Raw genomic sequence first — 25,238 nt, 5'->3', positions numbered from 1 at the left:
ATGTGTATAAGAGACAGTCTCCACCTTGAGCACGTCACCAACGGCAACCTTGTACTGCTTGCCGCCGGTCTTGACGATTGCGTACGTCGCCATCGTTGGTTTCTACCTCTGCTTCTCGGGCGCGCACGCCATCGGGACTTGCGCAGGTGTCTGGGGTTCTGTCCGCCGAGCTGTGGTTATTCCCGCCTGGCGACAACTGGTCAAGGGTACGTGACCAGCGTCTAAGGGGTCAAACCGGCACGACGTTACATCGGTGGCCCCGCTGGCCGGGCTGCCGCGCGTCGACGGCGCGGACGCTCGAACACCGGCACCTCGGGCTCCTCGAAGACCGACTCCTCGGAATCCTCGTCGGAGTCGTCATCCTCGTCGGAGTCATCGTCGTCGTCATCCTCGTCGGAGTCGTCATCCTCGTCGGAGTCGTCGTCGTCATCGTCGTCGTCATCGTCATCGGACTCGTCGTCATCGGACTCGTCGCCGTCATCGATTACGTCCAGGTCCTCGTCGAAGTCCTCGTCGTCATCGTCGTCGAGATCGACTTCGTCTTCGTCTTCGTCAGACTCGTCCTCGTCGGACTCGACGCTGTCCTCGTCTTCATCCACTTCGTCGTCGTCGGCGACCTCGTCGGCCAGGTCCTCGGCCGTCTCATCGCCATCCTCGGACACGGCGTCCGGCTCCACGAGCACCGCGGCGCCCTCGCCGTCGACAGCGAGCTCGTCTGCCTCGACCTGCACGGTGACGTCCACCGCCAGCTCATCGGCGCCGGGTGCCGCACCGTCCTCGTCCGGCGCGTCCTCATGCCGGTCGCTGGCCGCAGCCATCGCCTTGAACATCGGATGGTCGCCGGGGGTGTGCACCGGGACCTTGGCGACTGCCGGTTCGTCGACTTTCGGCTTCTTCGAGCGCTTGCTGCGGCGGCTGGTGGTACCCGGCTCGGACTTGCGTCCCGGTGCGGCCGAGTCCACCGGGTCGGCGTGCAGCATGATGCCGCGGCCGGCGCAGTGCTGACACGACGTCGAGAACGCCTCGATGAGCCCGGTTCCCAAGCGCTTGCGGGTCAGCTGGACCAGGCCCAGCGACGTCACCTCGGAGACCTGGTGGCGGGTTCGGTCGCGGCCCAGCGCCTCGGTCAAACGGCGCAGCACCAGATCCCGGTTGGACTCCAGCACCATGTCGATGAAGTCGATGACGATGATGCCGCCGATGTCCCGGAGGCGAAGCTGCCGCACGATCTCCTCGGCGGCCTCCAAGTTGTTCTTGGTCACCGTCTCCTCGAGGTTGCCCCCGGAGCCGGTGAACTTGCCGGTGTTGACGTCGACGACCGTCATCGCCTCGGTCCGGTCGATCACCAGCGTGCCGCCCGAGGGCAGCCAGACCTTACGGTCGAGCGCCTTGGCCAGCTGTTCGTCGATGCGGTGCACCGCGAACACGTCGGGACCGGGTTGACCGTCCGGGCCGGTGGGTGGCTGGTAGCGGGTCAGCTTGGGCACCAGTTCGGGGGCGACCGAACCCACATAGTCGTTGATCGTGTCCCAGGCCGCGTCACCGGAGACCACCAGCTCGGTGAAGTCCTCGTTGAACAGGTCCCGGATCACCTTGACCAGGACGTCGGGCTCCTCGTAGAGCGCAACGGCGGCACCGGCCGCTTTCTGCTTGACCTCGGCGGCGGTGGCCTCGATCTGAGTCCAGCGTTCTTGCAGGCGCTCGACGTCGGCCCGGATGTCGTCTTCCTTGACCCCCTCGGAGGCGGTGCGGATGATCACGCCGGCGTCGGCGGGCACCACCTCGCGCAGGATTTCCTTGAGCCGCTGACGTTCGGTGTCGGGCAGCTTGCGGCTGATACCGGTCGACGACGCACCCGGGACATAGACCAGGTAACGGCCGGCCAGCGAGATCTGGGTGGTCAGCCGGGCGCCCTTGTGCCCGATGGGGTCTTTGCTGACCTGCACGACGACATAGTCGCCGGGTTTGAGCGCCTGCTCGATCTTGCGGTTGGTGCCCCCGAGCCCGGCGGCTTCCCAGTTCACCTCGCCGGCATACAGCACGCCGTTGCGGCCCCGCCCGATGTCGACGAAGGCGGCCTCCATCGACGGCAGCACATTCTGCACGATGCCCAGGTAGACGTTGCCCACCAAGGAGGTCGACGCCGCAGAGGTCACGAAATGTTCGACCATCACGCCGTCTTCGAGCACAGCGATCTGGGTGTATCGGGCACCGGGATGCGGCGGCTCGGTCCGGATCCGGTCGCGCACCACCATCCTGCGCTCCACCGCCTCGCGGCGGGCCAGGAACTCGGCCTCGCTCAGGATCGGCGGGCGGCGGCGCCCGGCGTCGCGGCCGTCACGGCGACGCTGCCGCTTGGCCTCCAGCCGTGTAGAGCCGGTGATGCCCTGGATCTCGTCGTCGCCGGTACCCCGCTCGCTCTTGGCGGTCCGGCCGTTCTTGGCACGCGGGGCGCGTTCGTGAACAACCGTGTTGGGCGGGTCGTCGGAGGAGCTGGTGTCCTCTTCCTCGCCGGCTCCGGCCTTGCGACGACGGCGGCGCCGGCGACGGCGGCTGCCGGCTTCCTCGGCCGAGCCGCCCTCCTCCTCCTCGGTGGCGTCCTCGGCGTCCCCGGACTCCTCCGCCTCCACGGCGGGGTCCTCGTCGTCGTTGTCGTCCTCGGCGTCCTCGGCGACGGCGCCCTCGGACCCACGGCCCCTGCCGCGACCACGGCGACCACGGCGGCGGCGCCGGTTGGCGGGCCGGTCGCCGCTGTCGTCCTCGGCGTCGGCTTCAGCGCCGCCGAGATCCTCGTCGTCGTCCTCGTCGTCATCGTCGTCGCGCACCACCGTGCGCTCGAAGGCAACGGGTTGCGGCGCGACGAACAGCGGCATGTAGTCGGCGCGGACGGTCACCGGTTCGGGAGCGGTCTCCAGCAGCAACCGGGACTCGGGCTCGTCCGGAACGTCATCGGGCGCCTCGGCCTGCTGGAACAAGCCGGCCGACGCGGGTTCGGCGGCCGCACCCAAAAGGTCGCGGACCCGCACGGCCTCGACCCGGTCCACGCTGGAGTGGGCGCTGCGCGCCCGGCCGTCCAGTTCGGTCAATGCCTCCAGCACCCGGCGGCTGGTGGTGCCGAGCACCCGCGCCAGCGAGTGCACGCGCAGGCGATCGGGCAAGTCCTCGTGCTCGGTCGGCGGTCCCGACGGTGCGGATTCCGGGCCTCTAAAAAGGGAGGGGTCTACCACGTACGTCTCCTCAAGCCCCCGGGCGCGTCGTTGCGACGCGGCCACGCGAGGACTTCTCGTTATGGGCCCGACTCACTATCCCGGGCTTGTGGTGGTCTCGCTCCGAGGGGCTCTGGTTGAACCGACTCGGTGCCTGGCTGAATGACGACCGGCGATCGGCGCCGCATCACGTATCGCGACCGTCGCACTCGCCGAAATCTTCATTCGGGTGTCGGAAACCGGTCCGGTCACGTTCACCCGCTAGCCAGTATCCCACACAACCCACAGGCGCCGGACAAAAGGCGCTAACTGGCGTGGTCAGGCCAGTGTCATCGGCGACGTCGGCGCCGACGGCTTCAAGTCGGGGAACCACAGTGCGATTTCCCGCTCGGCGGACTCCGGCGAGTCCGAGCCGTGTACCAGGTTGTACTGGGTCTCCAGGCCGAAATCGCCCCGAATGGTGCCCGGGGTGGCCTTGGCCACCGGGTCGGTGCCACCGGCGAGCTGCCGGAACGCCTCGATCGCGCGCGGGCCCTCCACCACGGCGGCCACCACGGGTCCCGAGGTGATGAAATCCAGCAGCGACGCGAAGAACGCCTTGCCGTCGTGTTCGGCGTAGTGCTGCCGGGCCACCGCCTGCTGCACCGGCCGCAGCTCCAGGGCCGCCAACGTCAGGCCCTTGCGCTCGATCCGGCTGATGATCTCCCCCACCAGGCGACGGTTCACACCGTCCGGCTTGATCAGTACCAAAGTCCGCTCAGTCATGAAGCGCCGCTCCTCATCCTCGCCCCGCCCTGCATCGTCGCCGGCGGCACGGCCGACAGCGTACCGGCCCGAAGGCCGGATGACCTCACGAGCGTCGCATGACCACGGCACGAAAGTAGGCGATCAGCACCCACACCGCGGTGAACACCAGTCCCATCACCCCCACGCCGGGGTAGACCACAAACCCGGCAACCAACACCGCTTGCAGCGCCAGGTTGGCCCAGATCGCCCAACTCCGGCCCTGGATGCCGGCGAACGCCAGCAGCGCCAGCGCCAAGCCGAGCAGGTAGGCCAGCGAGAACGGGGTCAGGCCACCCCCGACCACGCCGACCACCGGCAGGGCCAGCAACACCGTGATGGCCTCCAGGATCAGCGTCGCGGACATCACGCCGCGCAAGCCCCGCCACGGATCGGGAGCGCCTGGACTCTGGGTCATGTCGGCCGCCTTCTCCTCATAGCTGCGCTGCACCTCGTCGTCTCCGGTCATGCGGGGTCCTTGCCGAACAGCGAACGCGCGGCGCCGGCGGTGACCACCGAGCCGGTGATCACGATCCCGGCCCCCGACCCGCCGGCCATCGCCTGCTCCGCAGAGTCGAATTCGTCGACCAAAGCGGTGGCGGCGTCGATCGCGTCCTCGAGCGTTTCGGTGGTGACCACCCGGTCGTCACCGAACCACCGCGCCGCTGCAACGGTAAGCCGCTCGATGTCCAACGCCCGCTCGGAACCGTTGTGCGTCACCACAATCCGGTCGAACACCGGCTCCAGCGCCGCCAGAATGCCGTCCACGTCCTTGTCGCGCATCACGCTGACCACACCGACGAGATAGCGGAAGTCGAAATCGTCGGTCAGGGCCTGGGCCAGCACGGCGGCCCCCGCCGGGTTGTGGGCCGCATCGATGAAGACGGTGGGCGAGCTGCGCATCCGCTCCAGCCGGCCGGGGCTGCGCACCGCCGCGAAGCCCGCCCGGACCGTCTCGACGTCGAGTTGACGGTCGGCGCCGGCGCCGAAGAAGGCCTCCACCGCCGCCAGTGCCAGCACGGCGTTGTGGGCCTGGTGCTCGCCGTGCAGCGGCAGAAAGATCTCGGAGTACACCCCGCCGAGGCCCTGCAGTTCCAGCACCTGTCCGCCGACCGCGAGTTGACGGCTGCGTACCGCGAACTCGGAGTTCTCCCGTGCCACCGCGGCATCCGCGCGCACCGATTCCGCGAGCAGCACCTCCATCGCCTCGGGCGCCTGACGGGCGATGACCGCCACGGTGTCGGTCAGTTCGTCCGGCGAGCGGTGGATGACGCCGGCCTTCTCCGCCGCTATTCCGGCGATGTCCGCACCGAGATAGTCGACGTGGTCGATGCCGATCGGGGTGATGACGGCGACCGGAGCCTGCACCACGTTGGTGGCGTCCCAGCGACCGCCCATGCCGACCTCGACCACCGCGACGTCGACCGGCGCGTCGGCGAAGGCCGCGAATGCCATGCCGGTCAGCACCTCGAACTTGCTCATGGCCGGTCCCCCATCAGCTTGGGAGGACGCGTCGACCATGTGGACGAAGGGCTCGATCTCGGTGTAGGTCTGCACGTATCGCGCCGGGCTGATCGGTTCGCCGTCGATGGCGATGCGCTCGACCGCCGACTGCAGGTGCGGGCTGGTGGTGCGCCCGGTACGGCGGGAGAAGGCGGTCAGCAACGCGTCGATCATGCGCGCCACCGAGGTCTTGCCGTTGGTCCCGGCGACGTGAATGGACGGATAACTGCGCTGCGGGGAGCCGAGCAGGTCCAGCAGCGCGTTGATCCGGGCCAGGCTCGGCTCGATCTGGGTTTCGCCCCAACGCTGATCGAGTAGGTGTTCCACCTGCAGCAGGGCCGCGATCTCGTCCGGTGTCGGTTCGGGGCCGGCGGCCGGTTCGGGGTTCATGCCAGGGCCGCGAGACGTGCGGTGATCCGGTCCACCTCGTCGCGGGCCAGCTGCTGGCGGCCCCGGATCTTGTCGACCACGGCCTCGGGCGCCTTGGCCAGGAACGCCTCGTTGCCCAGCTTCGCCGACGTGGCCTCGAGTTCCTTGCGGGCGGTGGCCAGATCCTTCTCCAGCCGCCGGCGCTCGGCGACGACGTCGACGGTTCCTGAGGTGTCGAGTTCGACCACGACCGTGCTGGTCTTGGCGCCCGCTCCGAGCCGCACCTCGACGGTGGCCGACGGCGCGAATCCCTCGCCGGACTCGGTCAGCCAGGCCTGGGAGGCCACCGCCGCCACCTGGGTGGCCAGGTCGGCGTCGTCGATACCGGTCAGCCGGGCCGGTACCTTCTGCCGGTCCCGCAGGCCCTGGTCACTGCGGAATCGGCGCACCTCGGTCACCAGCTTCTGCATGTCGGCGATCCGTTGCGCGGCAACCTGGTCCACCGCGATTCCCGACGGCACCGGCCAGTCCGCGACGACCAGCGACTCCGCGCCGGTGAGCTCCTGCCACAGCGTTTCGGTGACGAACGGGATCACCGGGTGCAGCAGCCGCAACAGCGTGTCGAGCACCGCCGCCAACACCGCGGTGGTGTGTGCAAGTCCTTGTCCCAGCTGGGTTTTGGCCAGTTCGACGTACCAGTCGCAGAATTCGTCCCAGGCGAAGTGGTACAGCGCCTCACATGCCCGCCCGAACTCGTAGGCGTCGAAAGCCGAATCGACTTCAGCGCGAACCTCCTCCAGCCGCCCGAGAATCCACCGGTCGGCGTCGGTCAGTTCCTCGATCGCCGGCAACGGTGCCGGGGCGGCCCCGTTGAGCAGGGCGAAGCGGGTGGCGTTGAACAGCTTGGTGACGAAGTTGCGCGAGGCCCGGGCGTGGTCCTCGCCGATCGACAGGTCGCTGCCGGGACTCGCCCCGCGCGCCAGGGTGAACCGCAGGGCGTCGGCGCCGAACTTCTCCACCCAGTCCAGCGGGTCGATGCCGTTGCCGCGGGATTTGCTCATCTTGCGGCCGTGTTCGTCGCGGATCAGACCGTGCAGGAATACGTCGCGGAACGGAACACCGGCGTCGGGCAGGGCGGCGTCACCGCCGACGAAGGTGCCGAACATCATCATCCGCGCCACCCAGAAGAACAGGATGTCGTAGCCGGTCACCAAGACGCTCGTCGGGTAGAACTTCTTCAACTCCGGCGTGGCGTCCGGCCAGCCCAGCGTGGAGAACGGCCACAGCGCCGAGGAGAACCAGGTGTCGAGCACGTCGGGGTCCTGCTCCCAGCCCTCCGGCGGGGTCTCGTCCGGCCCGACGCAGACTTTCTCGCCGTTCGGCCCGTGCCAGATCGGGATGCGATGTCCCCACCACAGCTGCCGGGAGATGCACCAGTCGTGCATGTCATCGACCCAGCCGAACCAGCGCGGCTCCAGGCTCTTGGGGTGGATGACGGTGTCGCCGTCGCGGACCGCATCCCCGGCGGCCTTGGCCAGCGAGGAGACGTCGACCCACCACTGCATGGACAGCCGCGGCTCGATGACTTCACCGCTGCGCTCGGAATGCCCGACGCTGTGCAGGTAGGGCCGCTTCTCGGCGACGATGCGGCCCTGTGCCGCCAGAGCTTCGCGCACCGCGACGCGCGCCTCGAAGCGGTCCATGCCGTCGAACTGGGTGCCGGTTCCGGTGATCCGGGCGCGTTCGTCGAGGATCGTCGGCATGTCGAGCTGATGGCGCAGCCCGATCTCGAAGTCGTTGGGATCGTGGGCGGGGGTGACTTTGACCGCACCGGTGCCGAATTCCGGGTCCACATGGGTGTCGGCGACCACCACGATCTCCCCATCGGAGAACGGGTGCGGCAGCGTTGTGCCCACCAAGTCGCGGTAACGGTCGTCGTCGGGGTGCACCGCGATGGCGGTATCGCCGAGCATGGTCTCCAGCCGGGTGGTGGCCACCACGATGTGCGGCTCGGAGTCATCCATCGAGCCGTACCGGAACGACACCAGTTCGCCCTCGATGTCTTCGTATTTGACCTCCAGGTCGCTGATTGCCGTCTGCAGGACGGGTGACCAGTTGACCAGTCGTTCGGCCTGGTAGATCAGCCCCGCGTCGTAGAGCCGCTTGAAGATGGTGCGGACCGCGCGCGAGAGGCCCTCGTCCATGGTGAACCGCTCGCGGCTCCAGTCGACGCCGTCGCCGAGCCGGCGCATCTGGCCGCCGATGGTGCCGCCGGACTCTCGCTTCCAGTCCCACACCTTGTCGACGAACAGTTCGCGGCCGAAATCTTCTTTGGTCTTGCCGTCGACGGCGAGCTGGCGTTCCACCACGCTCTGGGTGGCGATGCCGGCATGGTCCATGCCCGGCAGCCACAACACCTCATAGCCCTGCATCCGCTTACGCCGGGTCAACACGTCCATGAGGGTGTGGTCGAGCGCGTGGCCCATGTGCAGACTGCCGGTGACGTTGGGCGGGGGCAGCACGATCGAATAGCTGGGTTTGTCGCTGGTGGGGTCCGCGGTGAAGTAACCGGCGTCCACCCAACGCTGGTAGATCGCGCCCTCGACCGCACCCGGCTCCCAGGACTTGGGTAAGCGGGTGGTGTCGGCGGCGTCGGGGGTGTCAGTCACCGCTCAATTCTAGGAATGACCGGCGGGCAATCCCCGACGAGGGAGGTGTCATCGAGAAAAGCCCCCGGATCAGGACTGATCCGGGGGCTTGACGCGATAAGTGGGGTGGGCTACTTCTTGCCGCCCAGCAGGCCGCCGAGGATGTCGCCGATGGCGCCGCCGGTCTTGCCGCCGAGCATGTTGCCCAGGATGCTGCCCATCGACTGGTTCTTGGCGTTGCCGCCCCCGGCCAGTCCGCCCAGGATGCCGCCCAGCACATCGCCGAGGCCGCCGCCGGCGGCCTGTTCCTGGGCCGGCTCCGCCTTTTGACCGGTGAGCTGCTTGCCGATGTAGGCCAGCACGATGGGGGTGATGATCGGCAGCAGCTTCTGCAGCAGTTCGCTGTTACCCGCGCCGGCGCCGGAAAGCGCCGAAGCCACGTGGCTGGTGTCGTTGCCGCCGAAGAGGGTGGAGACCACCTGTTGGCCTTGGGCCTGGCTGGCACCCAGGGCGTTGTCCAGCAGGCCCTGGGAGGCGAAGGTGGCGGCGGTGTTGACGATGCTGTCGGCCTCCCCGGGTTCCTGGGCCTTTTGGCTCAGCCCGCCGACCAGCACCGGCACCAAGGTGTGAATAGCGCTGTCCACGTCGGCCGAGTCGGCGCCGAGCTGGTTGGCAATGTCTTGAACAGGGATCGATGCGAAGAGGTCGTCGAGGCCGGCCATAAGAGTTTCCACCTCCGTTGCTGGGTGCTGCCGGGGGCAGCCGTCGAAATCGACACTAGCCCAAACACCGGCGGCCGACACCGGCAAATTCCGGCCGATCAGCGCAGCCGGGTAACCGTCAGCGTCGCTCCGGCCGCGGGCAGTCGCTCCAGCAGCACGTCGCCCATGGCGGCCGCCGGGGTGAGCACGCCGTAGCGTTCCGGCAGTGCGTCGCGGTCCAGCGCCAGGGCCAACCCGCTCTCCCCCAGCATCACCGAGGTGGCCTGGTAGCCGGGGTCGCCGCGCTGCGCCATGTCCGCCCGGTAGCGGGCGCCGCCGGTGGTGGTCGTGTAGGTCTCCAGGCAGTAGAAGCCGTTCTCGCGAACGCTTCGGCTGGGACCGGTTCCCGGCTTGGGCAACACCCGCTCCAGCAGGCCGGCAGGCAGGAGCCGGATGAGTTGGCCGCCCAGGTCGATGGTCACCTTGCCGATGCCGGTCACCAATCCCGACAGCACCGGCGCCGCGGCCGACGAGCCGCAGCTCATGTGCTCGGCGTAGCGGAAGCGCCGACCGTAGGCCCAGTCCAACAGGCCGTTGCTGCGCCGCACGACCCGCGTGTTGTAGGGCGCCATGGCAAAGCCGGCGGTCCAGATACCGTTGAGCTCCGGAGCGATGTCACGGCCCCGCCGCCAGGACAGGTCCGGCTCGGGACCCAGCTGCGGCTCGGCGGGCCGATCAGAGCTGAGCGTGTAGGGATCCAACAGCTGGCGCCGGGCCTCCGGGTCGTTGGCAGCGGTAGTCAGCACTTCGATCATCGAGGCGAGGGTGCCGCCGGAGGCCCCGCCGGAGAAGCCCCGCACCACCAGATCGGTGGCCAGCAGCTCGCCGGTGCCGTCCTCGCGGGCCGCCCGGTAGAGCGCGTACACGCTCATATCCGAGGGGATGGAGTCGAAGCCGCAGGCGTGCACGATGCGGGCCCCGTTGTCGGCGGCCTGCTTGTGGTACAGGTCGATGCTCTGCCGCACGAACATCGCCTCGCCGGTCAGGTCGACGTAATCGGTGCCCGCCGCCGCGCATGCCGCGACCAGGGGCAATCCGTAGCGGGTGTAGGGACCGACGGTGGTGATCACCACCCGGGTGCGCTGCGCCATCGCCTCCAGCGATGCGGGCCGGTCGGCGTCGGCCACCACCAGCGGCCAGTCCTGGGCGGCCGAGCCCAGTTCGTCGCGGACCCGGCGCAACCGTTCCTCGGAGCGGCCCGCCAACCCGATCCGGGCGGCGCCGCCGGCGCGGGCGAGGTATTGCGCGGTCAGCTTTCCGGCGAAACCGGCCGCTCCGTAGAGGATGATGTCGAGCTCGCGTGGCGTGTCTGGCACCCGCCCGACGTTACTCGCCGCCTGCAAAGCCGGTTGCGACGGCGACGGCGCCGGGCTGTTCGCCCGGCGCCGTCGTCACCATCAGTGGTCAGCCGCGGCGGCCGCAGACCGGCCACGCACCGATGCCCTGGGTGCGCAGAACGTTCTCGGCAACCCGGATCTGCTCGGCACGGCTGGCGGTGTGCGGCATGCCGGTGCCGCCGTTGGCACGCCACGTGCCGGGGTTGAACTGCAGTCCGCCGTAGTAGCCGTTGCCGGTGTTGATCGACCAGTTGCCGCCCGACTCGCAGGCCGCGATGGCGTCCCAGTTGACGCTGTCCGCCTTGGCGGTGGCGTCGGACAGGGCGACCGCGCCGGTGATCATGGCTCCGGCGATCGCGGCCATGGTGAGGTGCTTGCGGACGTTCTTCAACTTCGTTCCTTTCGCGGCGCGCACTCCGAAGCTCACGAGAGACGGCCCGGGGTCCGGGCGAGAGTGGTCTTCGAGACGTGCCGTCTAGGTCAGGCACGACAGCAGGGGCAGCTGGGCAGGCCAGGACGAACCCGGCGCCCGCAGGAGGCGTTGCATCGGCCGCCCGCCTCCCCCGCTCGCACGCGTTTGGAGGGATTCAATTTGTTTGCCTCAGATGAGGACGAAAGGAACTTACGAAAGGTCAGGACACCGCGTCGAATTGCATGATGCGAATATTTCGGTCAGATAACGAAACCATCTCCTTGACATCACCAAGGGTTTAGGCAGGTCAGGGCGAATTCGCCCGGAACGCAACGGTGCCGGCGCTCCCGCGGGATTCGTGAGTCAGATCACGGTGATTTTGTGGCCCAGACCACGGCAAATGCGGTCTTCGCGGCCGTTCGGACGGCCGTCCGCGGGCACCGGCGCGTCCCCACAGGGGCCTCAGCAGCATCTTTTGCCTCAAAAGGCACAGGTCATCGAGACGGTGCCGCTCGGCCGGCCGTCACGCTGCCCGGCGGGCCGCCGCACCCGGTCGCGTGCGTTGCGGCTTGCAGTTTCCCGACGCCGCCGCCATTGCGTCGCCATTTTTCCCGCGCCGGCCATGAGTGCGTGAATCATGTTGCACGGCAACGTATTTCTAGAGTGAACGACCACCGTGACAAAGCCCTGAGTCGGTACTATCCATTAGTGGTTGTATATCGGCCGGATAATTCGGCGATAAATTTCGCCCTCTCGACTGCGGAACCTGCGCTTTATTTCCACGGAATTATCCGAATTTGCTGACGGTACGCCTCAGGGCAGCCCGGCGATGTCGTCCGGGGAGTTGAGATTGACCAACGGGGACGCGTCGGCCAGCACGACCCGACGGACGTCGACGGCATCGATCAGGGCGCCCACCCGTCGTTGGCCGGCAGCCACCAGGGTCTGGACGGTCGGGGCCAGGCCGGTGCGATACACCCCGGCCAGATAGTGGTCGCGGCCAGCGCGCGGCAACACGATGTCCGCCGCTGCGGCCCCGGCGAGGAGATCGATCAATTCCGTTGTCAGGTAAGGCATGTCGACGGCGCAGACAAATGCCCTGGAGGCACCCTCGCGCTCGGCGGCGCGCAGCCCCAGCCCGATGGCCGGCAACGGTCCCAGCCCGGGAACTTCGTCGCGCAGCACCCGCGCAGGTACGGTCGGCAGCGCTTGGCCCTGGGCGGCCACCACGAACACCGGATCGCAGCGCTGCGCCAGCACCGAGACCAGATGCTGCACCAGGGTCAGGCCGCCGAATCGGCCCGGCACCGTCAGGGTGGCCTTGTCACGGCCCATCCGGCGGGAAGCGCCGCCCGCCAGTACCACGCCGGCCAACCGACCGGCGGTCATCGCGTCAGTCGACGGTCCAGGTGTCGCGACCACGCAGCAGCGCCTGGAGTGCGGCGGTGTCGTGGGCGGTCGACTGCCGGGCCTCGGCGACCTGCGCACGCGCCAGGTCGTCGTAGGTGGGCTTGCTCACCTTGCGGAAAATGCCCATCGGGAAGTGCGACAGGTCCTGCTCGGAGAGCCGCGACAGCGCGAACGCGTACGAGGAGTCGGCCTGGGTGGCGTCGTGCACCACGATCTGGTCGGCCGAGACGTCGGCGGTCTTGGCGACCTCGAGCCCGAAACCGGACTTGATGACGCAGTACTCCCCCTGGGCACCGAACACGATGGGTTCACCGTGCCGGACGTTGATGATGCGGTTCTCCGCACCGTCCTTGCGCAGCAGGTCGAAGGAGCCGTCGTTGAACACCGGGCAGTCCTGCAGGATCTCCACCAGCGCCGAACCGCGGTGCTCCATCGCACCCTGCAGGACCTCGGTGAGACCCTTGCGGTCGGAGTCCAGGGCGCGACCGACGAACGTCGCCTCAGCGCCGATGGCCAGCGAGATCGGGTTGAACGGGTTGTCCAGCGAGCCGTAGGGCGTCGACTTGGTGACCTTGCCGGTCTCCGAGGTCGGCGAGTACTGGCCCTTGGTCAGGCCATAGATCCGGTTGTTGAACAGCAAGATGGTGATGTTGACGTTGCGGCGCAGCGTGTGGATCAGGTGGTTGCCGCCGATCGACAGGGCGTCGCCGTCACCGGTGATCAGGAACACCTTGAGGTCTTCGCGGGCGGTCGCCAGCCCGGTGGCAAACGTCGGGCCACGGCCGTGGATCGAGTGCACGCCGTAGGTGTTCATGTAGTACGGGAACCGGCTCGAGCAGCCGATACCGCTGACGAACACCACGTTCTCCCGGCGCAGTCCCAGCTCGGGAAGGAAGCCGCGGATCGTGTTGAGGATGACGTAGTCACCGCAGCCCGGGCACCAGCGCACCTCCTGGTCGGAGGTGTAGTCCTTGGCCTTCTGCGGCTCGTCGGTGGTGGGCACCCCGCTCAGCGCGGTCAGCCCCAGGTGGGTACCGACGAGCGTGTCTGCCGATTCGGTGGTGGTCATGAATTCGCTCCCGCTGTGCCCGCAATGGTGACCGCCGCGGCCTTGGCCAGCGACGCCTTCTCGTTCTCCCGATCGGCCAGCGTGCCGGCCAGCGCGTCGTCGATGATTCCCTCGATCTCATCGGCCAGGAACGCCTGGCCGGTCACCTTGGTGACCGACTGGATGTCGACCAGGTAGCGACCGCGCAGCAGCAGCGCCAGCTGGCCCAGGTTCATCTCCGGCAGCACCACCTTGGGGTAGCGCCGCAGCACCTCGCCCAGGTTGGCCGGCAACGGGTTGAGGTTCCGCAGGTGCGCCTGCGCGACCTTGATCCCGCTGCGCCGGACCCGCCGGCAGGCCTCGGCGATCGGACCGTAAGAACTGCCCCAGCCCAGCATCAGCAGCTCGGCGTCCCCGGACGGGTCATCGACGACCAGGTCGGGCACCTTGATGCCGTCGACCTTGGCCTGCCGCAGCCGCACCATCAGGTCGTGGTTGGCCGGCTCGTAGGAGATCGCCCCGGAGCCGTTGGCCTTCTCCAGTCCACCGATTCGGTGCTCCAGGCCCGGGGTGCCGGGGATGGCGAACTGCCGGGCCAGCGTCTCGGGGTCGCGCGCGTAGGGCGCGAAGTCCTCGCCGGCCTTGGCCAGGTTCTGCTCGATCGGCTCCATCGAGGCCACGTCGGGGATACGCCACGGTTCGGACCCGTTGGCGATCGCGCCGTCGGAGAGCAGCACCACCGGGGTGCGGTAGGTCACCGCGATCCGAACGGCCTCAACGGCCGCGTCGAAGCAGTCCGACGGTGTGCACGGCGCCAGCACGGCAACCGGCGACTCACCGTTGCGCCCGAAGAGGGCCTGCATCAGGTCGGCCTGCTCGGTCTTGGTGGGCAGGCCGGTGGACGGGCCGCCGCGCTGGACGTTGATCAGCAGCAGCGGCAGCTCGGTCATGACGGCAAGGCCCAGCGCCTCGGCCTTGAGAGCCAAACCGGGACCGGAGGTGCTGGTGACGCCCAGCGCACCGCCGTAAGAGGCGCCGATCGCGGCGCCGATACCGGCGATCTCGTCTTCGGCCTGGAAGGTGAGGACGTTGAAGTTCTTGTACTTGGACAGCTCGTGCAGGATGTCCGAGGCCGGGGTGATGGGGTAAGTCCCCAGCACTACCTGGGTGTCGGCCAGCTGGCCGGCGACGATCACGCCGTAGGCCATCGCGGTGTTGCCCGAGATCTGGCGGTATTCGCCGGCCGGCAACTTGGCCGGGGCGATCTCATAAGTGGTCCCGAATGCCTCGGTGGTCTCGCCGTAGTTCCAGCCCGCCTTGAGCGCCAGCACGTTGGCGTCGGCCACGTCGGGCTTCTTGGCGAACTTCTCCCGGATGAAGCGCTCACTGCTGGCCAGCTCCCGGCCGTACATCCAGGACAGCAGGCCCAGGGCGAACATGTTCTTGGCGCGGGCGCCGTCCTTCTTGGTGGCGCCGATCGCCTCGACCGCACCCAGCGTCAGGGAGGTCATCGCGACCGGGACCACGACGTAGTCGGAGAGCTCCTCGGTTTCCAGCGGGTTGGTCTCGTAGCCGATCTTGGCCAGGTTGCGCTTGGTGAACTCGTCGGAGTTGACGATCACCATGCCGCCGCGCGGCAGGTCGCCGATGTTGGCCTTGAGCGCCGCGGGGTTCATCGCCACCAAGACGTCGGGCCGGTCGCCGGCGGTCAGGATGTCGAAGTCGGCGATCTGGATCTGGAACGACGAGACCCCGGGCAGGGTGCCCTGAGGTGCGCGGATCTCCGCCGGATAGTTCGGCTGGGTGGCCAGGTCATTGCCGAACAGGGCCGCCTCGGAGGTGAAGCGATCGCCGGTCAGCTGCATGCCGTCGCCGGAGTCCCCGGCGAAACGGATGACGACCTTCTCGAGTTTTTGGCGTCCCGGTGCCGATCCGACTCCGTTACCACTCGGCCCCACGGCCCCGCCTTCCCACACGTCCGACCCGGGCCCGCGCAGCACGGCCGGCGCACCCACAAGTTTTTCTGTCACTAGCAGTACCGATTATTGCACCGCTCTTATAGACCATACGACGCCACACCGTGTCGAATTTCGGGTTACTCAGTGTTAAATGTCGATGTCACACGGGGGTTCACGGACAACTTCGGGCGTAAATGTGGTTTTCATCACGTCTGCCCACGGGCCAAGTCTAAGAAAACGCCCGTACTGTTCGAAAACCCGCCGCCGAGCGGGCGGCGCGGTGCTCTAGGCGCTCTTGTCGCGACGCTCGCTGCGCGATGCCTTGCGCGGAACGATGGTCGGCAACACGTTGTCCTGCACCGTTTCCTTGGTCACCACGACCTTGGCGACGTCGTTGCGGCTGGGGATGTCGTACATCACCGGCAGCAGGACTTCCTCCATGATCGCCCGCAGACCACGTGCACCGGTGCCCCGATGGATGGCCTGATCCGCGATGGCCTCCAGGGCGTCCTGGGTGAACTCCAACTCCACCCCGTCCATCTCGAACAGCCGGGTGTACTGCTTGACGAGGGCGTTCTTGGGCTCCGAGAGGATCTTGACCAACGACTCCATGTCCAGGTTGGTCACCGAGGCCACCACCGGCAACCGGCCGATGAACTCGGGGATCAGCCCGAACTTGATCAGGTCCTCGGGCATGACCTCCGCGAAGTGGTCGGTGGTGTCGATCTCGGCCTTGGACCGGACTTCGGCGCCGAAACCCAAACCGCGCTTGCCGACCCGGTCCGAGACGATCTTCTCCAGTCCGGCGAAGGCCCCGGCCACGATGAACAGCACGTTGGTGGTGTCGATCTGGATGAACTCCTGGTGCGGGTGCTTGCGGCCGCCCTGCGGCGGAACCGAGGCCTGCGTGCCCTCCAGGATCTTCAGCAGCGCCTGCTGCACGCCCTCACCGGAGACGTCGCGGGTGATCGACGGGTTCTCGCTCTTACGGGCGATCTTGTCGACCTCGTCGATGTAGACGATGCCGGTCTCGGCGCGCTTGACGTCGTAGTCGGCAGCCTGAATCAGCTTGAGCAGAATGTTCTCGACATCCTCGCCGACGTAGCCCGCCTCGGTCAGCGCGGTGGCGTCGGCGATCGCGAACGGCACATTGAGCATCTTGGCCAGGGTCTGGGCCAGGTAGGTCTTGCCGCAGCCGGTGGGTCCGAGCATCAAGATGTTGGACTTGGTCAGTTCGACTGCCTCACCGGAGCGGGAATCGCGGTTCTTCTCGCCGGCCTGGATCCGCTTGTAGTGGTTGTAGACCGCCACCGCCAGGGTGCGCTTGGCGGTGTCCTGACCGATGACGTAGCCCTCCAGGAACTCCCGGATCTCCGCGGGCTTGGGCAGCTCGTCAAGCTTGACGTCGTCGGCGTCGGCCAGCTCCTCTTCGATGATCTCGTTGCACAGGTCGATGCACTCATCGCAGATGTAGACGCCCGGTCCTGCGATGAGCTTCTTGACCTGCTTCTGGCTCTTCCCGCAGAACGAACACTTCAGCAAGTCCCCGCCATCTCCAATGCGCGCCATAGTGCGTTAGGACCTACTTCCTGTTCGCCGTCTGTCGTCGGGGAGCCGATGTCTGCTCCGACGCTACCCGTTCATTCCGGTGCGAGGCGACCGATAAGGCCGAATCGCGTCGTTGGTATTCATCACTAGCCCGTCTGCCTGCCCAAGAAGATATCGCCCGGGACGCCGCACCCGGCGGTGTGACGCGCTGGCGTGGCGTGAGCGATTCGGGGGCGTTACCCGGCTGTGAGACACAGCAGAGCGTCGGGGGCCCTACAGTGGCGACCGTGGGGTTCGCCGTGCCCGACGATACCGTGCTCGTCGCCGATGGGGGGCTGGCGAGCGAGCTGGCGGCCCGCGGAGCAGACCTGTCCGATCCCCTGTGGTCGGCCCGCCTGCTCATCGACGACCCCCGGGCGATCGTGACCGCTCACGGCGCCTTCTTCGCCGCGGGCGCGCAGATCGCGATCACCGCCAGCTATCAGGCGAGCCTCGACGGGTTCGCCGCCCGCGGGATCGGCCGCCGCGACGCCGCGGACCTGTTGCGCCTCAGCGTGGACCTGGCGCGCCAGGCCGGCCACGGCGGGCAGGAGCGCTGGGTTGCGGCCTCCGTCGGCCCGTACGGCGCCGCCCGCGCCGACGGTTCGGAATACCGCGGGCGGTACGGGCTTTCGCCTGCGCAATTGTCGGCATGGCATCGGCCCCGGCTGGAGATCCTGGCCGACGCCGGCGCCGATCTGCTCGCGCTGGAGACCGTGCCGGACATCGACGAGGCGCAGGCCCTGGTGGATCTGGTGCAGCAGGCGAATGCGCCGGCCTGGCTGAGTTACACCGTCGAGGGCACGAAAACCCGCGCCGGGCAGCCCCTCTCGGAGGCGTTCGCGGTAGCTGCCGGGGTGCCGCAGATCCTGGCGGTGGGAGTGAACTGCTGCTCTCCCGAGGACGTCCTGCCGGCGATCGAGATCGCCCGCGAAGTCACCGGCAAGCCGGTGGTCGTCTATCCCAACAGCGGCCAGCGCTGGGAACGGGGCACCTGGACCGGACCGAGGGTGTTCTCCCCCGCGTTGGTTCCGCAGTGGGTCGCCGCGGGCGCCCGCATCGTGGGCGGATGCTGCCGGGTGTCGCCGGCGGACATCGGCGCGGTGGCCGAAGTGGCCGCAGGATTACGCCCAACGTGCACCCAGGGCGAAAATCCCACCGGAAAATCGCCCTGAATGCACGCTCGGCGCGAAGACTTACGCCGTCTGCGCCGAAAGCTTGCGGTACTCCAGGACGGTGTCGATGATCCCGTAGTCCTTGGCCTCCGGGGCGGTGAGGATCTTGTCGCGATCGGTGTCCTTGCGGATCACGTCGGCGTCCTTGCCGGTGTGTCGCGCCAGGGTGGCCTCCATCAGCGTCCGCATCCGCTCGATCTCGGCCGCCTGGATCTCCAGGTCGGAGAACTGCCCCTGGATCACGCCGGACAGCGACGGCTGGTGGATGAGCACCCGCGCGTTGGGCAGCGCCATCCGCTTACCGGGCGTTCCCGCTGCCAGCAGCACCGCGGCCGCCGATGCGGCCTGGCCCAGGCACACGGTCTGGATGTCGGCCCGCACGTACTGCATGGTGTCGTAGATCGCCATCAGCGAGGTGAAGGAGCCACCCGGGGAGTTGATGTACATGGTGATGTCGCGGTCGGGGTCCAGCGACTCCAGGACCAGCAGCTGGGCCATGATGTCGTTGGCCGAGGCGTCGTCGACCTGCACGCCGAGGAAGATGATGCGCTCCTCGAACAACTTGTTGTACGGGTTGGACTCCTTGACGCCCCAGCTGGAGTGCTCCACGAACGACGGCAGGATGTAGCGCGCCTGCGGCTGGATGTGCGGGTTCATGATGCGGCTCCGTTGGTGTGGGCGCGAGTGATGATGTGGTCGACGAAGCCGTATTCCAGGGCTTCCTGGGCGGTGAACCAGCGGTCGCGGTCCGAGTCGGCCTCGATGCGCTCGATGGGCTGACCGGTGAACTCCGCGTTGAGCCGGAACATCTCCTTCTTGATGACCGCGAACTGCTCGGCCTGGATGGCGATGTCGGCCGCACTGCCGGTCACCCCACCCAACGGCTGGTGCATCAGGATGCGGGCGTGCGGAAGGGCGTAGCGCTTGCCCTTGGTGCCCGCCGCCAGCAGGAACTCGCCCATCGAGGCGGCCATGCCCATCGCGTAGGTGGCGACGTCACACGGTGCCAGCACCATGGTGTCGTAGATCGCCATCCCGGCGCTGATCGAACCGCCCGGAGAGTTGATGTAGAGCGAGATGTCCTTGGTCGGGTCCTCGGCCGCCAACAGCAGGATCTGGGCGCACAGCCGGTTGGCGATGTCGTCGTCGACCTGCGACCCCAGGAAGATGATGCGTTCTCGCAGTAGCCGCTCGTAAACCGAGTCGACGAGATTCAGACCAGGCTGGCTCACAGTGGGGTACCTGCTTCCTCGAGATTCATATGCCGAGACATGTTTAAGACCCTAACCAACCGGCGCGGCCGAGGACGGCCCGAACCGGGTTCGTTCGCTTACAGCGTCACTACTCGGACGCCGGCGCGGCCTCGTCGGCGGATTCCTCGGCCGCCTCGGTCTCGTCGGCGGACGCCGCGGCCACCGCGGCCTCGTCGCCCTCATCGCTCTCGTCGGCTCCGAAGAACTCAGCGGTGTCGACCTCGTTGCCGTCGGTGTCCTTGACCGTGGCGGCACGCACCGCCGCCGCCAGCGCCTTGCCGCGGCGCACGTCGGCCAGCACGGCGGGCAGCTGGTTGTTCTCCTGCAGGAACTGGATCAGCTGCTGCGGGGCGACGCCGTACTGGCGCGCCATCAGCACCAGGTGCTGGGTCAGGTCGTTCTGCCCCACCTTGACCTCGAGCTTGTCGCCGAGCGCGTCGAGCAGCAGCTGGGTCTTCACCGACTTCTCGGCCTCGCTGCGGGTCTCGGCGTCGAACTCGGCCCGCGAGGAGCCCTTCTCGGCCAGCGACTCGGCCAGCTTGTTCTCGTCGTGGTCGACCGCGTGCAGGGCGTTGTGCAGCGCGTTGTCGATGTGCGCCTTTACGACGGCCTCGGGAAGCGGCATCTCGACCTGCTCGACCAGGGCCTCCAGGGTCAGCTCGCGGACCTTCTCGGCCTGCTGGATGCGCTTGGTCCGGCTCACCTGCTCGCTGAGGTTCTCCCGCAACTCCGCGATGGTGTCGTATTCGCTGGCCAGCTGCGCGAATTCGTCGTCGGCCTCCGGCAGCTCGCGTTCCTTGACGGACTGGACCGTGACGGTGACCTCGGCCTCCTTGCCGGCCTGCGGGCCGGCCGCCAGCTTGGCGGTGAAGGACTTGCTCTCACCGGCGGACAGTCCCACGATCGCGTCGTCGAGTCCCTCGATGAGCTGACCCGATCCCACCTCATGCGACAGGCCCTCGGTGGCGGCCCCTTCGACGGCTTCCCCGTCGATGGTGGCGTCGAGGTCGATCGAGACGAAGTCGCCCTCGGCGGCCGGGCGGTCGACACCGGTCAGGGTACCGAAGCGGGCGCGCAGCGAGTCGAGTTCGGCGTCGACCTCTTCGTCTTTGATCTCGATGGGGTCGACGGTGACCGCGAGCTGCTCCAGGTCGGGCAGGGTGATCTCCGGGCGCACGTCGACCTCGGCGGTGAAGGCGATCTGCTCACCGTCGTCGAGCTTGGTGACCTCGATGTCGGGCTGACCGAGCGGCTTGAGGTCCGAGGTGGTCACCGCCTCGCTGTAGCGACTCGGCAGTGCCTCGTTGACGACCTGCTGCAGCACCGCGGCGCGGCCGAAGCGGGCCTCGATGAGCTTGGCCGGCGCCTTGCCCGGCCGGAAACCCGGCAACCGCACCTGCTTGGCCAGCTCCTTGTAGGTCCGCTCGAAATCCGGCTGAAGCTCGGTGAACGGCACCTCAACGTTGATGCGAACCCGGGTCGGGGTCAGCTGCTCGACGGTGCTCTTCACGGGTTACTCCTCGATATGGTTGACGTGGTCAGTCGTGTGCCGGTGCGGCGCGCGCTGCTGGTCGGGGTGACAGGATTTGAACCTGCGGCCTTCCGCTCCCAAAGCGGATGCGCTACCAAGCTGCGCTACACCCCGCACTGACCAGGCGATCCTACGGCCCGGTAGATCGGCAGTCGCAAAGACCTGCTGTCAGCGCCCCATGAACGGCCCCGCGGCGGGGCAATTGGATTTCGAGTCCGCCACGCCGGTACAGTCTCGCTCTAGCTATTCATGCGGGCGTAGCTCAATGGTAGAGCCCTAGTCTTCCAAACTAGCTACGCGGGTTCGATTCCCGTCGCCCGCTCTGCAAGGGCCGCCGGACAGCGGTTCGGCGGTCTCCGACACGGTCGATCTCGGCCGTGAGCCGGGGCCGGGGCCGCTGTACGCGCACCCGGCCCGCGACTTATCCTTCGAACGCGGGTCCGATCGCCCCGTCGCCCCCGCGGAAGGGGATTCTCCCTAGCAGGAAGGCACTCGATGGGCGGCACACGGCACGTCCAAATTCATGGAACGTGCTCCCCGCGCTTTGAGAAGGTGCGGTACGAGTTCGAGCGCAACTTCACGCTGCGCGACGAACTCGGCGCAGCCGTCGCGGCCTATGTCGACGGCGAACTCGTCGTCAACCTGTGGGCCGGCTCCGCCGACGTCGAGGGCCGCCGCCCCTGGCAGGAAGACACCCTGAGCACGGTGTTGTCCGGCAGCAAGGGCCTGACCAGTACGTGTGTCCATCGCCTCGCCGAAGCCGGCGTATTGGACCTGCGGGTACCGGTGGCGCACTACTGGCCGGAGTTCGGTCAGGCCGGCAAGGGCGACATCACCCTGGCCATGGTGCTGGCACACCGCTCCGGGGCCATCGGGCCGCGCGAACCGATGCACTGGCGCGACGTCACCGACTGGGACCTGGTCTGCGAGCGCCTCGCCGCCGCCGAACCGTGGTGGCGTCCCGGCAGCGCACAGGGCTATCACATGACCAGCTACGGCTTCATCATCGGTGAAGTGGTCCAGCGGGTCACCGGCATGACAGTCGGCGAATACCTGCGCAACGAGGTCGCCGGTCCGCTGGGCGCCGAGGTGCACATCGGGGTTCCGGCCGAGCAACAGCCGTACCGCTGCGCCGACCCGGTGGGCAAGCCCACGATTCGGGAGATGCTGGCCTCGGCCGGGGCGCCCAAGCGCCCGACCTCGCTGGACGACCACCCGAGAGCGGGGCTGGCGGTGGCGATGGGATTCGCCCCCGACGACGAGATCGCCACCAACGACCTGACCCTGTGGCGCCGACTGGAATTCCCCGGCACCAACGCCCAGGTTTCCGCCCTGGGCATGGCCACGTTCTACAACGCGCTGCTGCAGGAGAAGCTGCTCAGCCGGGCCGCGATGGACCGCCTGCGGGTGCTGCAGGGCGGCACCGAAACCGATCTGGTGCTCGGACCCCGGGTGGCCGAGCACGGCTGGGGCTTGGGATACATGCTCAACGCGCAGGGCGTCAACGGGCCCAACCGCCGGATCTTCGGTCACGGCGGCCTCGGCGGGTCGTTCGCCTTCGTCGACCTCGAGCACCGGATCGGCTACGGCTACGTGATGAACCGGTTCGACCACACCCAGGCCAATGCCGATCCGCGCAGCGTGGTGCTGTCCAACGAGATCTACCGGGCGCTCGGCGTGCCGATCCGGCCCCGGCGCGAAACGATCTACGACGACTGACGGGCCCCTACCGGGCCGACGTCACGCCTGGCACGACGGGCACCAGAACACGTTGCGGGCCTCCAGTTGCGCGGTGCGCACGGCGGTACCGCACAGCCGGCAGGGCTCCCCGGCGCGGCGATAGACATAGGTACGCGGCTTGCCGGGCGCATACGCCGGTGCTCCGTGGTCGTCCTCGGGCCGCACCACCACGATGCTGCCGCGCCGCAGGCCGACCTTCAGCAGCGCCACCAGGTCGGCCCAGATCGCGGCGAAAGCGGCTTCATCGATCTGCGTGCCGGGCCGATACGGGTCGATCCGGTGCCGGAACAGCACCTCGCTGCGGTAGACGTTGCCCACCCCGGCCATCACGGACTGGTCCATCAGCAACGCTGCGATCGTCCTGCGGGACTTGGCTATTCGCTTGAAGGCCAGCCCCGGGTCGGCCTCGCTGCGCAGCGGGTCGGGCCCCAACCGCGCAATCACGTCGGCGACCTGCGCCGCGTCGACCACATCGCAGGCGGCCGGTCCGCGCAGGTCGGTGCCGTACCCGGTGCCCACCATGCGCATCCGAACCTGGCCGACCGGATCGGGCAGACCACCGTCAGCCAGGCCGAACTCGGTGAAATGGCCGTAGATCCCCAGGTGCACGTGCACGATCGGCCCGTGCGCGTAGCGGTGGAACAGGTGTTTGCCCCAGGCCTCGGCGCGCAGCAGCGGCCGCCCGTCGACGGCTGCGGCACCGGTTTCGAAGCGGCCCTGCGGGCTGGACACCGCGACCGGCGCACCCGCGAAGCGGCGCTGATGCAGCCGGGCCAGCCGGTGCAGGATGTGCCCCTCCGGCATGTCAGGCCGCGGAGTGGGTCAGGCCGGCGCGCCGGGGACGGCAGGCGCCTGGTGGTCGCGTTCGTAGGCGGCCAGGATGTCGATACGGCGCTGGTGCCGTTCGGCCTGCGACCAGGGCGTGCTCAGGAACGCGTCGACGATCGCCAGCGCCTCGGCGGTGGTGTGCATCCGGCCGCCGATGCCGATCAGCTGGGCGTTGTTGTGTTCGCGCGCCAGCTGCGCGGTCTCGGTGCTCCAGGCCAGCGCACAGCGCGCCCCGGGCACCTTGTTGGCCGCGATCTGCTCGCCGTTGCCCGAGCCGCCGATCACGATGCCCAGGCTGCCCGGGTCGGCAACCGTGCGGGTGGCCGCCGCGATGCAGAAAGCCGGGTAGTCGTCCTCGGCGTCGTAGGCGAAAGCCCCGCAGTCGACCGGCTCATGGCCGGCCTGACGCAGGTGCTCGATGATCTGCTCTTTGAGTTCGTAACCGGCGTGATCGCAGCCGAGGTAGACGCGCATGACGTCATTGTCTCAGAGCGGGCCGGCGGCTTCTGACGAGCCTGCGCCCCGCGGCGACCCCGCGGCGGGACGCCGCGGGGATCGCCTGGGCGGCTGGGGTCAGTCGAACTCCGGCGCCTCGGTGCGGGAGCGCTTGAGCTCCCAGAAGTGCGGGTAAGACGCGAAAGTCACCGACGCGTCCCACAGCTTGCCCGCCTGCTCCCCGCGGGGAATGCGCGACAGCACCGGCCCGAAGAACGCCACCCCGTTGACGTGGATGGTCGGGGTGCCGACGTCGTCGCCCACCGCGTCCATCCCGGCGTGGTGGCTCGCGCGCAGCGCGTCGTCATAGGCGTCGCTGGTGGCGGCATCGGCCAGTTCGGCCGGTAGCCCGACCTCGGCCAGCGACCCGGCGATGACGTCGGGGAAGTCCTTGTTGTCCTGATTGTGGATCCGGGTGCCCATAGCGGTGTACAGCGGCCGCAGAATCTCGTTGCCGCGCAGTTGTTCGGCGGCGATCGCCACCCGCACCGGCCCCCACGCATGCTTGAGCCGCTCACGGTACTGCTCGGGCAGGTCGCGTCCCTCGTTGAGGACGGCCAGGCTCATCACGTGGAAGGTGACGTCGATATCCCGCACCTTCTCGACCTCAAGGATCCATCGGGAGGTGATCCAGCACCACGGGCACAGGGGGTCGAACCAGAACTCGGCGTGCGACTTCTCGGGCATGGGAATCCTCTCGGCCTAGGGTTACGTCTGGGTCTAACGCGGCACCGGGCACATCTATGCCCTCCCCCGCATCTACCGGCCCAGTACCAGCAGTACCACCGCGACAGCCGGGAAAGCACCCTGGACGACCGCGGCGCGCGCCCGCTCCGGCGACGACGACACCAGAACCAGCGCCGCCGCCAGCATCGATCCCACCCCCGCGAAGATCAGCGCCAGCCCCACGGCGCGGTGGCCGCCGGCCACGGCACCGATCCCGACGGCCGTCACGACCGCCAGAAACAGGTTGTAGAAGCCCTGGTTGAAGGCCAGCGCCTTGGTGGTCTCGGCCTCCTCGGCGGTGGTGCCGAACACCGCCCGGGTACGCGGTGCGGTCCAGCGCAGCGACTCCAGCACGAAGATGTAGACATGCAGCGCGGCCGCCAGCGCGGCGAACGTCACACCGGCGATGAGCATGGTCTCCATTAAACGCCGTCCGGCGTCCGCCCACCGTGTTTGACGGCTACTGTA

At 68.2% G+C, this 25,238-nt stretch carries 21 protein-coding genes, 2 tRNA genes and 1 pseudogene; 3 read left to right on the top strand and 21 right to left on the bottom strand.

Annotated elements, in window-relative coordinates; all coding sequences use genetic code 11:
- From LI92_RS22115 to clpX, 13 genes and pseudogenes are all read right to left on the bottom strand, one after another.
- The coding region (locus tag LI92_RS22115) for a bL21 family ribosomal protein (RefSeq protein ID WP_192829953.1) at nt 1-93 on the bottom strand (93 nt) is incomplete at its 3' end.
- A 152-nt stretch (nt 94-245) separates the two neighbouring features.
- A complete protein-coding gene (rne, locus tag LI92_RS01480) occupies nt 246-3,227 on the bottom strand; it encodes a ribonuclease E (RefSeq protein ID WP_046315118.1) in 2,982 nt (993 codons plus the stop codon).
- A gap of 297 nt (nt 3,228-3,524) precedes the next feature.
- On the bottom strand, nt 3,525-3,971 hold the full coding sequence (ndk, locus tag LI92_RS01475) for a nucleoside-diphosphate kinase (protein ID WP_046315149.1): 447 nt from the start codon (nt 3,969-3,971) through the stop codon (nt 3,525-3,527).
- An 85-nt stretch (nt 3,972-4,056) separates the two neighbouring features.
- Nucleotides 4,057-4,407: a DUF4233 domain-containing protein gene (locus LI92_RS01470; protein ID WP_046315146.1), complete on the bottom strand. Its 351-nt coding sequence runs from the start codon at nt 4,405-4,407 to the stop codon at nt 4,057-4,059.
- Nucleotides 4,408-4,454: 47 nt separating this feature from the next.
- Nucleotides 4,455-5,882 (bottom strand): bifunctional tetrahydrofolate synthase/dihydrofolate synthase, encoded by a 1,428-nt coding sequence (gene folC / locus LI92_RS01465; RefSeq protein ID WP_046315116.1) that lies wholly within the window; start codon nt 5,880-5,882, stop codon nt 4,455-4,457.
- On the bottom strand, nt 5,879-8,530 hold the full coding sequence (locus LI92_RS01460; protein WP_046315115.1) for a valine--tRNA ligase: 2,652 nt from the start codon (nt 8,528-8,530) through the stop codon (nt 5,879-5,881). The genes folC and LI92_RS01460 overlap by 4 nt, the downstream gene beginning before the upstream one ends.
- Before the next feature lie 110 nt (nt 8,531-8,640).
- Nucleotides 8,641-9,231, bottom strand: a complete 591-nt coding sequence (locus tag LI92_RS01455) for a DUF937 domain-containing protein (protein WP_046315112.1) — start codon at nt 9,229-9,231, stop codon at nt 8,641-8,643.
- A 98-nt stretch (nt 9,232-9,329) separates the two neighbouring features.
- The gene (locus tag LI92_RS01450) at nt 9,330-10,586 is read right to left on the bottom strand and encodes a saccharopine dehydrogenase family protein (protein WP_046315110.1); all 1,257 of its coding nucleotides are present in this window, start codon (nt 10,584-10,586) and stop codon (nt 9,330-9,332) included.
- An 88-nt stretch (nt 10,587-10,674) separates the two neighbouring features.
- Nucleotides 10,675-10,908: pseudogene (locus LI92_RS01445) on the bottom strand (transglycosylase family protein); the annotation flags it as partial.
- A gap of 924 nt (nt 10,909-11,832) precedes the next feature.
- On the bottom strand, nt 11,833-12,408 hold the full coding sequence (gene mobA, locus LI92_RS01440; protein ID WP_046315109.1) for a molybdenum cofactor guanylyltransferase: 576 nt from the start codon (nt 12,406-12,408) through the stop codon (nt 11,833-11,835).
- Between the two features lie 4 nt (nt 12,409-12,412).
- Nucleotides 12,413-13,498 carry a 2-oxoacid:ferredoxin oxidoreductase subunit beta gene (locus tag LI92_RS01435; RefSeq protein WP_046315107.1) on the bottom strand — a complete coding sequence of 362 codons (1,086 nt, stop codon included), beginning with the start codon at nt 13,496-13,498 and terminating at the stop codon, nt 12,413-12,415.
- Nucleotides 13,495-15,435: a 2-oxoacid:acceptor oxidoreductase subunit alpha gene (locus LI92_RS01430; RefSeq protein WP_046315142.1), complete on the bottom strand. Its 1,941-nt coding sequence runs from the start codon at nt 15,433-15,435 to the stop codon at nt 13,495-13,497. Before LI92_RS01430 ends, LI92_RS01435 begins: the two co-directional genes overlap by 4 nt.
- Nucleotides 15,436-15,720: 285 nt before the next feature.
- On the bottom strand, nt 15,721-17,004 hold the full coding sequence (clpX, locus tag LI92_RS01425) for an ATP-dependent Clp protease ATP-binding subunit ClpX (RefSeq protein WP_046315105.1): 1,284 nt from the start codon (nt 17,002-17,004) through the stop codon (nt 15,721-15,723).
- A 266-nt stretch (nt 17,005-17,270) separates the two neighbouring features.
- Here clpX and mmuM point away from each other — a divergent pair, with 266 nt between their 5' ends.
- The gene (gene mmuM, locus LI92_RS01420; RefSeq protein WP_046315135.1) at nt 17,271-18,197 is read left to right on the top strand and encodes a homocysteine S-methyltransferase; all 927 of its coding nucleotides are present in this window, start codon (nt 17,271-17,273) and stop codon (nt 18,195-18,197) included.
- Nucleotides 18,198-18,218: 21 nt separating this feature from the next.
- Here mmuM and clpP2 read toward each other — a convergent pair whose 3' ends face one another.
- The 4 genes from clpP2 to LI92_RS01400 form a co-directional block, all read right to left on the bottom strand.
- Nucleotides 18,219-18,854, bottom strand: a complete 636-nt coding sequence (clpP2, locus tag LI92_RS01415) for an ATP-dependent CLP protease proteolytic subunit ClpP2 (protein ID WP_046315104.1) — start codon at nt 18,852-18,854, stop codon at nt 18,219-18,221.
- Nucleotides 18,851-19,429 (bottom strand): ATP-dependent Clp protease proteolytic subunit, encoded by a 579-nt coding sequence (locus tag LI92_RS01410; protein ID WP_046315102.1) that lies wholly within the window; start codon nt 19,427-19,429, stop codon nt 18,851-18,853. Before LI92_RS01410 ends, clpP2 begins: the two co-directional genes overlap by 4 nt.
- 109 nt (nt 19,430-19,538) lie before the next feature.
- On the bottom strand, nt 19,539-20,960 hold the full coding sequence (gene tig, locus LI92_RS01405; RefSeq protein WP_046315099.1) for a trigger factor: 1,422 nt from the start codon (nt 20,958-20,960) through the stop codon (nt 19,539-19,541).
- A gap of 58 nt (nt 20,961-21,018) precedes the next feature.
- Nucleotides 21,019-21,095: transfer RNA gene (locus tag LI92_RS01400), tRNA-Pro, on the bottom strand.
- 137 nt (nt 21,096-21,232) lie between these two features.
- Here LI92_RS01400 and LI92_RS01395 point away from each other — a divergent pair.
- Together LI92_RS01395 and LI92_RS01390 are read left to right on the top strand one after the other, a co-directional pair.
- Nucleotides 21,233-21,303 (top strand) — tRNA-Gly (locus tag LI92_RS01395).
- Nucleotides 21,304-21,476: 173 nt separating this feature from the next.
- Nucleotides 21,477-22,700, top strand: coding sequence for a serine hydrolase domain-containing protein (locus LI92_RS01390; protein WP_046315097.1), 1,224 nt, complete (start codon nt 21,477-21,479; stop codon nt 22,698-22,700).
- Nucleotides 22,701-22,721: 21 nt separating this feature from the next.
- Here the strand turns inward: LI92_RS01390 and LI92_RS01385 are convergent, their stop codons facing one another.
- The 4 genes from LI92_RS01385 to LI92_RS01370 all read right to left on the bottom strand — a co-directional run bounded on the left by LI92_RS01385 (nt 22,722) and on the right by LI92_RS01370 (nt 25,184).
- On the bottom strand, nt 22,722-23,525 hold the full coding sequence (locus LI92_RS01385) for an Fpg/Nei family DNA glycosylase (protein WP_046315095.1): 804 nt from the start codon (nt 23,523-23,525) through the stop codon (nt 22,722-22,724).
- 18 nt (nt 23,526-23,543) lie between these two features.
- A complete protein-coding gene (locus LI92_RS01380; protein WP_046315092.1) occupies nt 23,544-24,023 on the bottom strand; it encodes a ribose-5-phosphate isomerase in 480 nt (159 codons plus the stop codon).
- A gap of 99 nt (nt 24,024-24,122) precedes the next feature.
- Nucleotides 24,123-24,731, bottom strand: coding sequence for a DsbA family oxidoreductase (locus LI92_RS01375; RefSeq protein WP_046315089.1), 609 nt, complete (start codon nt 24,729-24,731; stop codon nt 24,123-24,125).
- A 72-nt stretch (nt 24,732-24,803) separates the two neighbouring features.
- Entirely contained in the window at nt 24,804-25,184 is a 381-nt protein-coding gene (locus tag LI92_RS01370; protein WP_046315133.1) for a DUF1304 domain-containing protein, read from the bottom strand.
- Nucleotides 25,185-25,238: the final 54 nt, after the last annotated feature.

The sequence above is a fragment of the Mycobacterium sp. UM_Kg1 genome (assembly GCF_000972925.1).
Taxonomy (GTDB): domain Bacteria; phylum Actinomycetota; class Actinomycetes; order Mycobacteriales; family Mycobacteriaceae; genus Mycobacterium; species Mycobacterium hiberniae.
This window is presented reverse-complemented; position numbering and strand designations above follow the sequence as displayed.

Coding starts and splice junctions, on each gene's coding strand:
- ndk (WP_046315149.1), bottom strand. CDS start 3,971: ATGACTGAGCGGACTTTGGTACTGATCAAGCCGGACGGTGTGAACCGT.
- clpP2 (WP_046315104.1), bottom strand. CDS start 18,854: ATGAACCCGCACATCCAGCCGCAGGCGCGCTACATCCTGCCGTCGTTC.
- LI92_RS01385 (WP_046315095.1), bottom strand. CDS start 23,525: ATGCCGGAGGGGCACATCCTGCACCGGCTGGCCCGGCTGCATCAGCGC.
- LI92_RS01380 (WP_046315092.1), bottom strand. CDS start 24,023: ATGCGCGTCTACCTCGGCTGCGATCACGCCGGTTACGAACTCAAAGAG.
- clpX (WP_046315105.1), bottom strand. CDS start 17,004: ATGGCGCGCATTGGAGATGGCGGGGACTTGCTGAAGTGTTCGTTCTGC.
- LI92_RS01375 (WP_046315089.1), bottom strand. CDS start 24,731: ATGCCCGAGAAGTCGCACGCCGAGTTCTGGTTCGACCCCCTGTGCCCG.
- LI92_RS01435 (WP_046315107.1), bottom strand. CDS start 13,498: ATGACCACCACCGAATCGGCAGACACGCTCGTCGGTACCCACCTGGGG.
- LI92_RS01370 (WP_046315133.1), bottom strand. CDS start 25,184: ATGCTCATCGCCGGTGTGACGTTCGCCGCGCTGGCGGCCGCGCTGCAT.
- mobA (WP_046315109.1), bottom strand. CDS start 12,408: ATGACCGCCGGTCGGTTGGCCGGCGTGGTACTGGCGGGCGGCGCTTCC.
- LI92_RS01390 (WP_046315097.1), top strand. CDS start 21,477: ATGGGCGGCACACGGCACGTCCAAATTCATGGAACGTGCTCCCCGCGC.
- folC (WP_046315116.1), bottom strand. CDS start 5,882: ATGAACCCCGAACCGGCCGCCGGCCCCGAACCGACACCGGACGAGATC.
- LI92_RS01455 (WP_046315112.1), bottom strand. CDS start 9,231: ATGGCCGGCCTCGACGACCTCTTCGCATCGATCCCTGTTCAAGACATT.
- LI92_RS01470 (WP_046315146.1), bottom strand. CDS start 4,407: ATGACCCAGAGTCCAGGCGCTCCCGATCCGTGGCGGGGCTTGCGCGGC.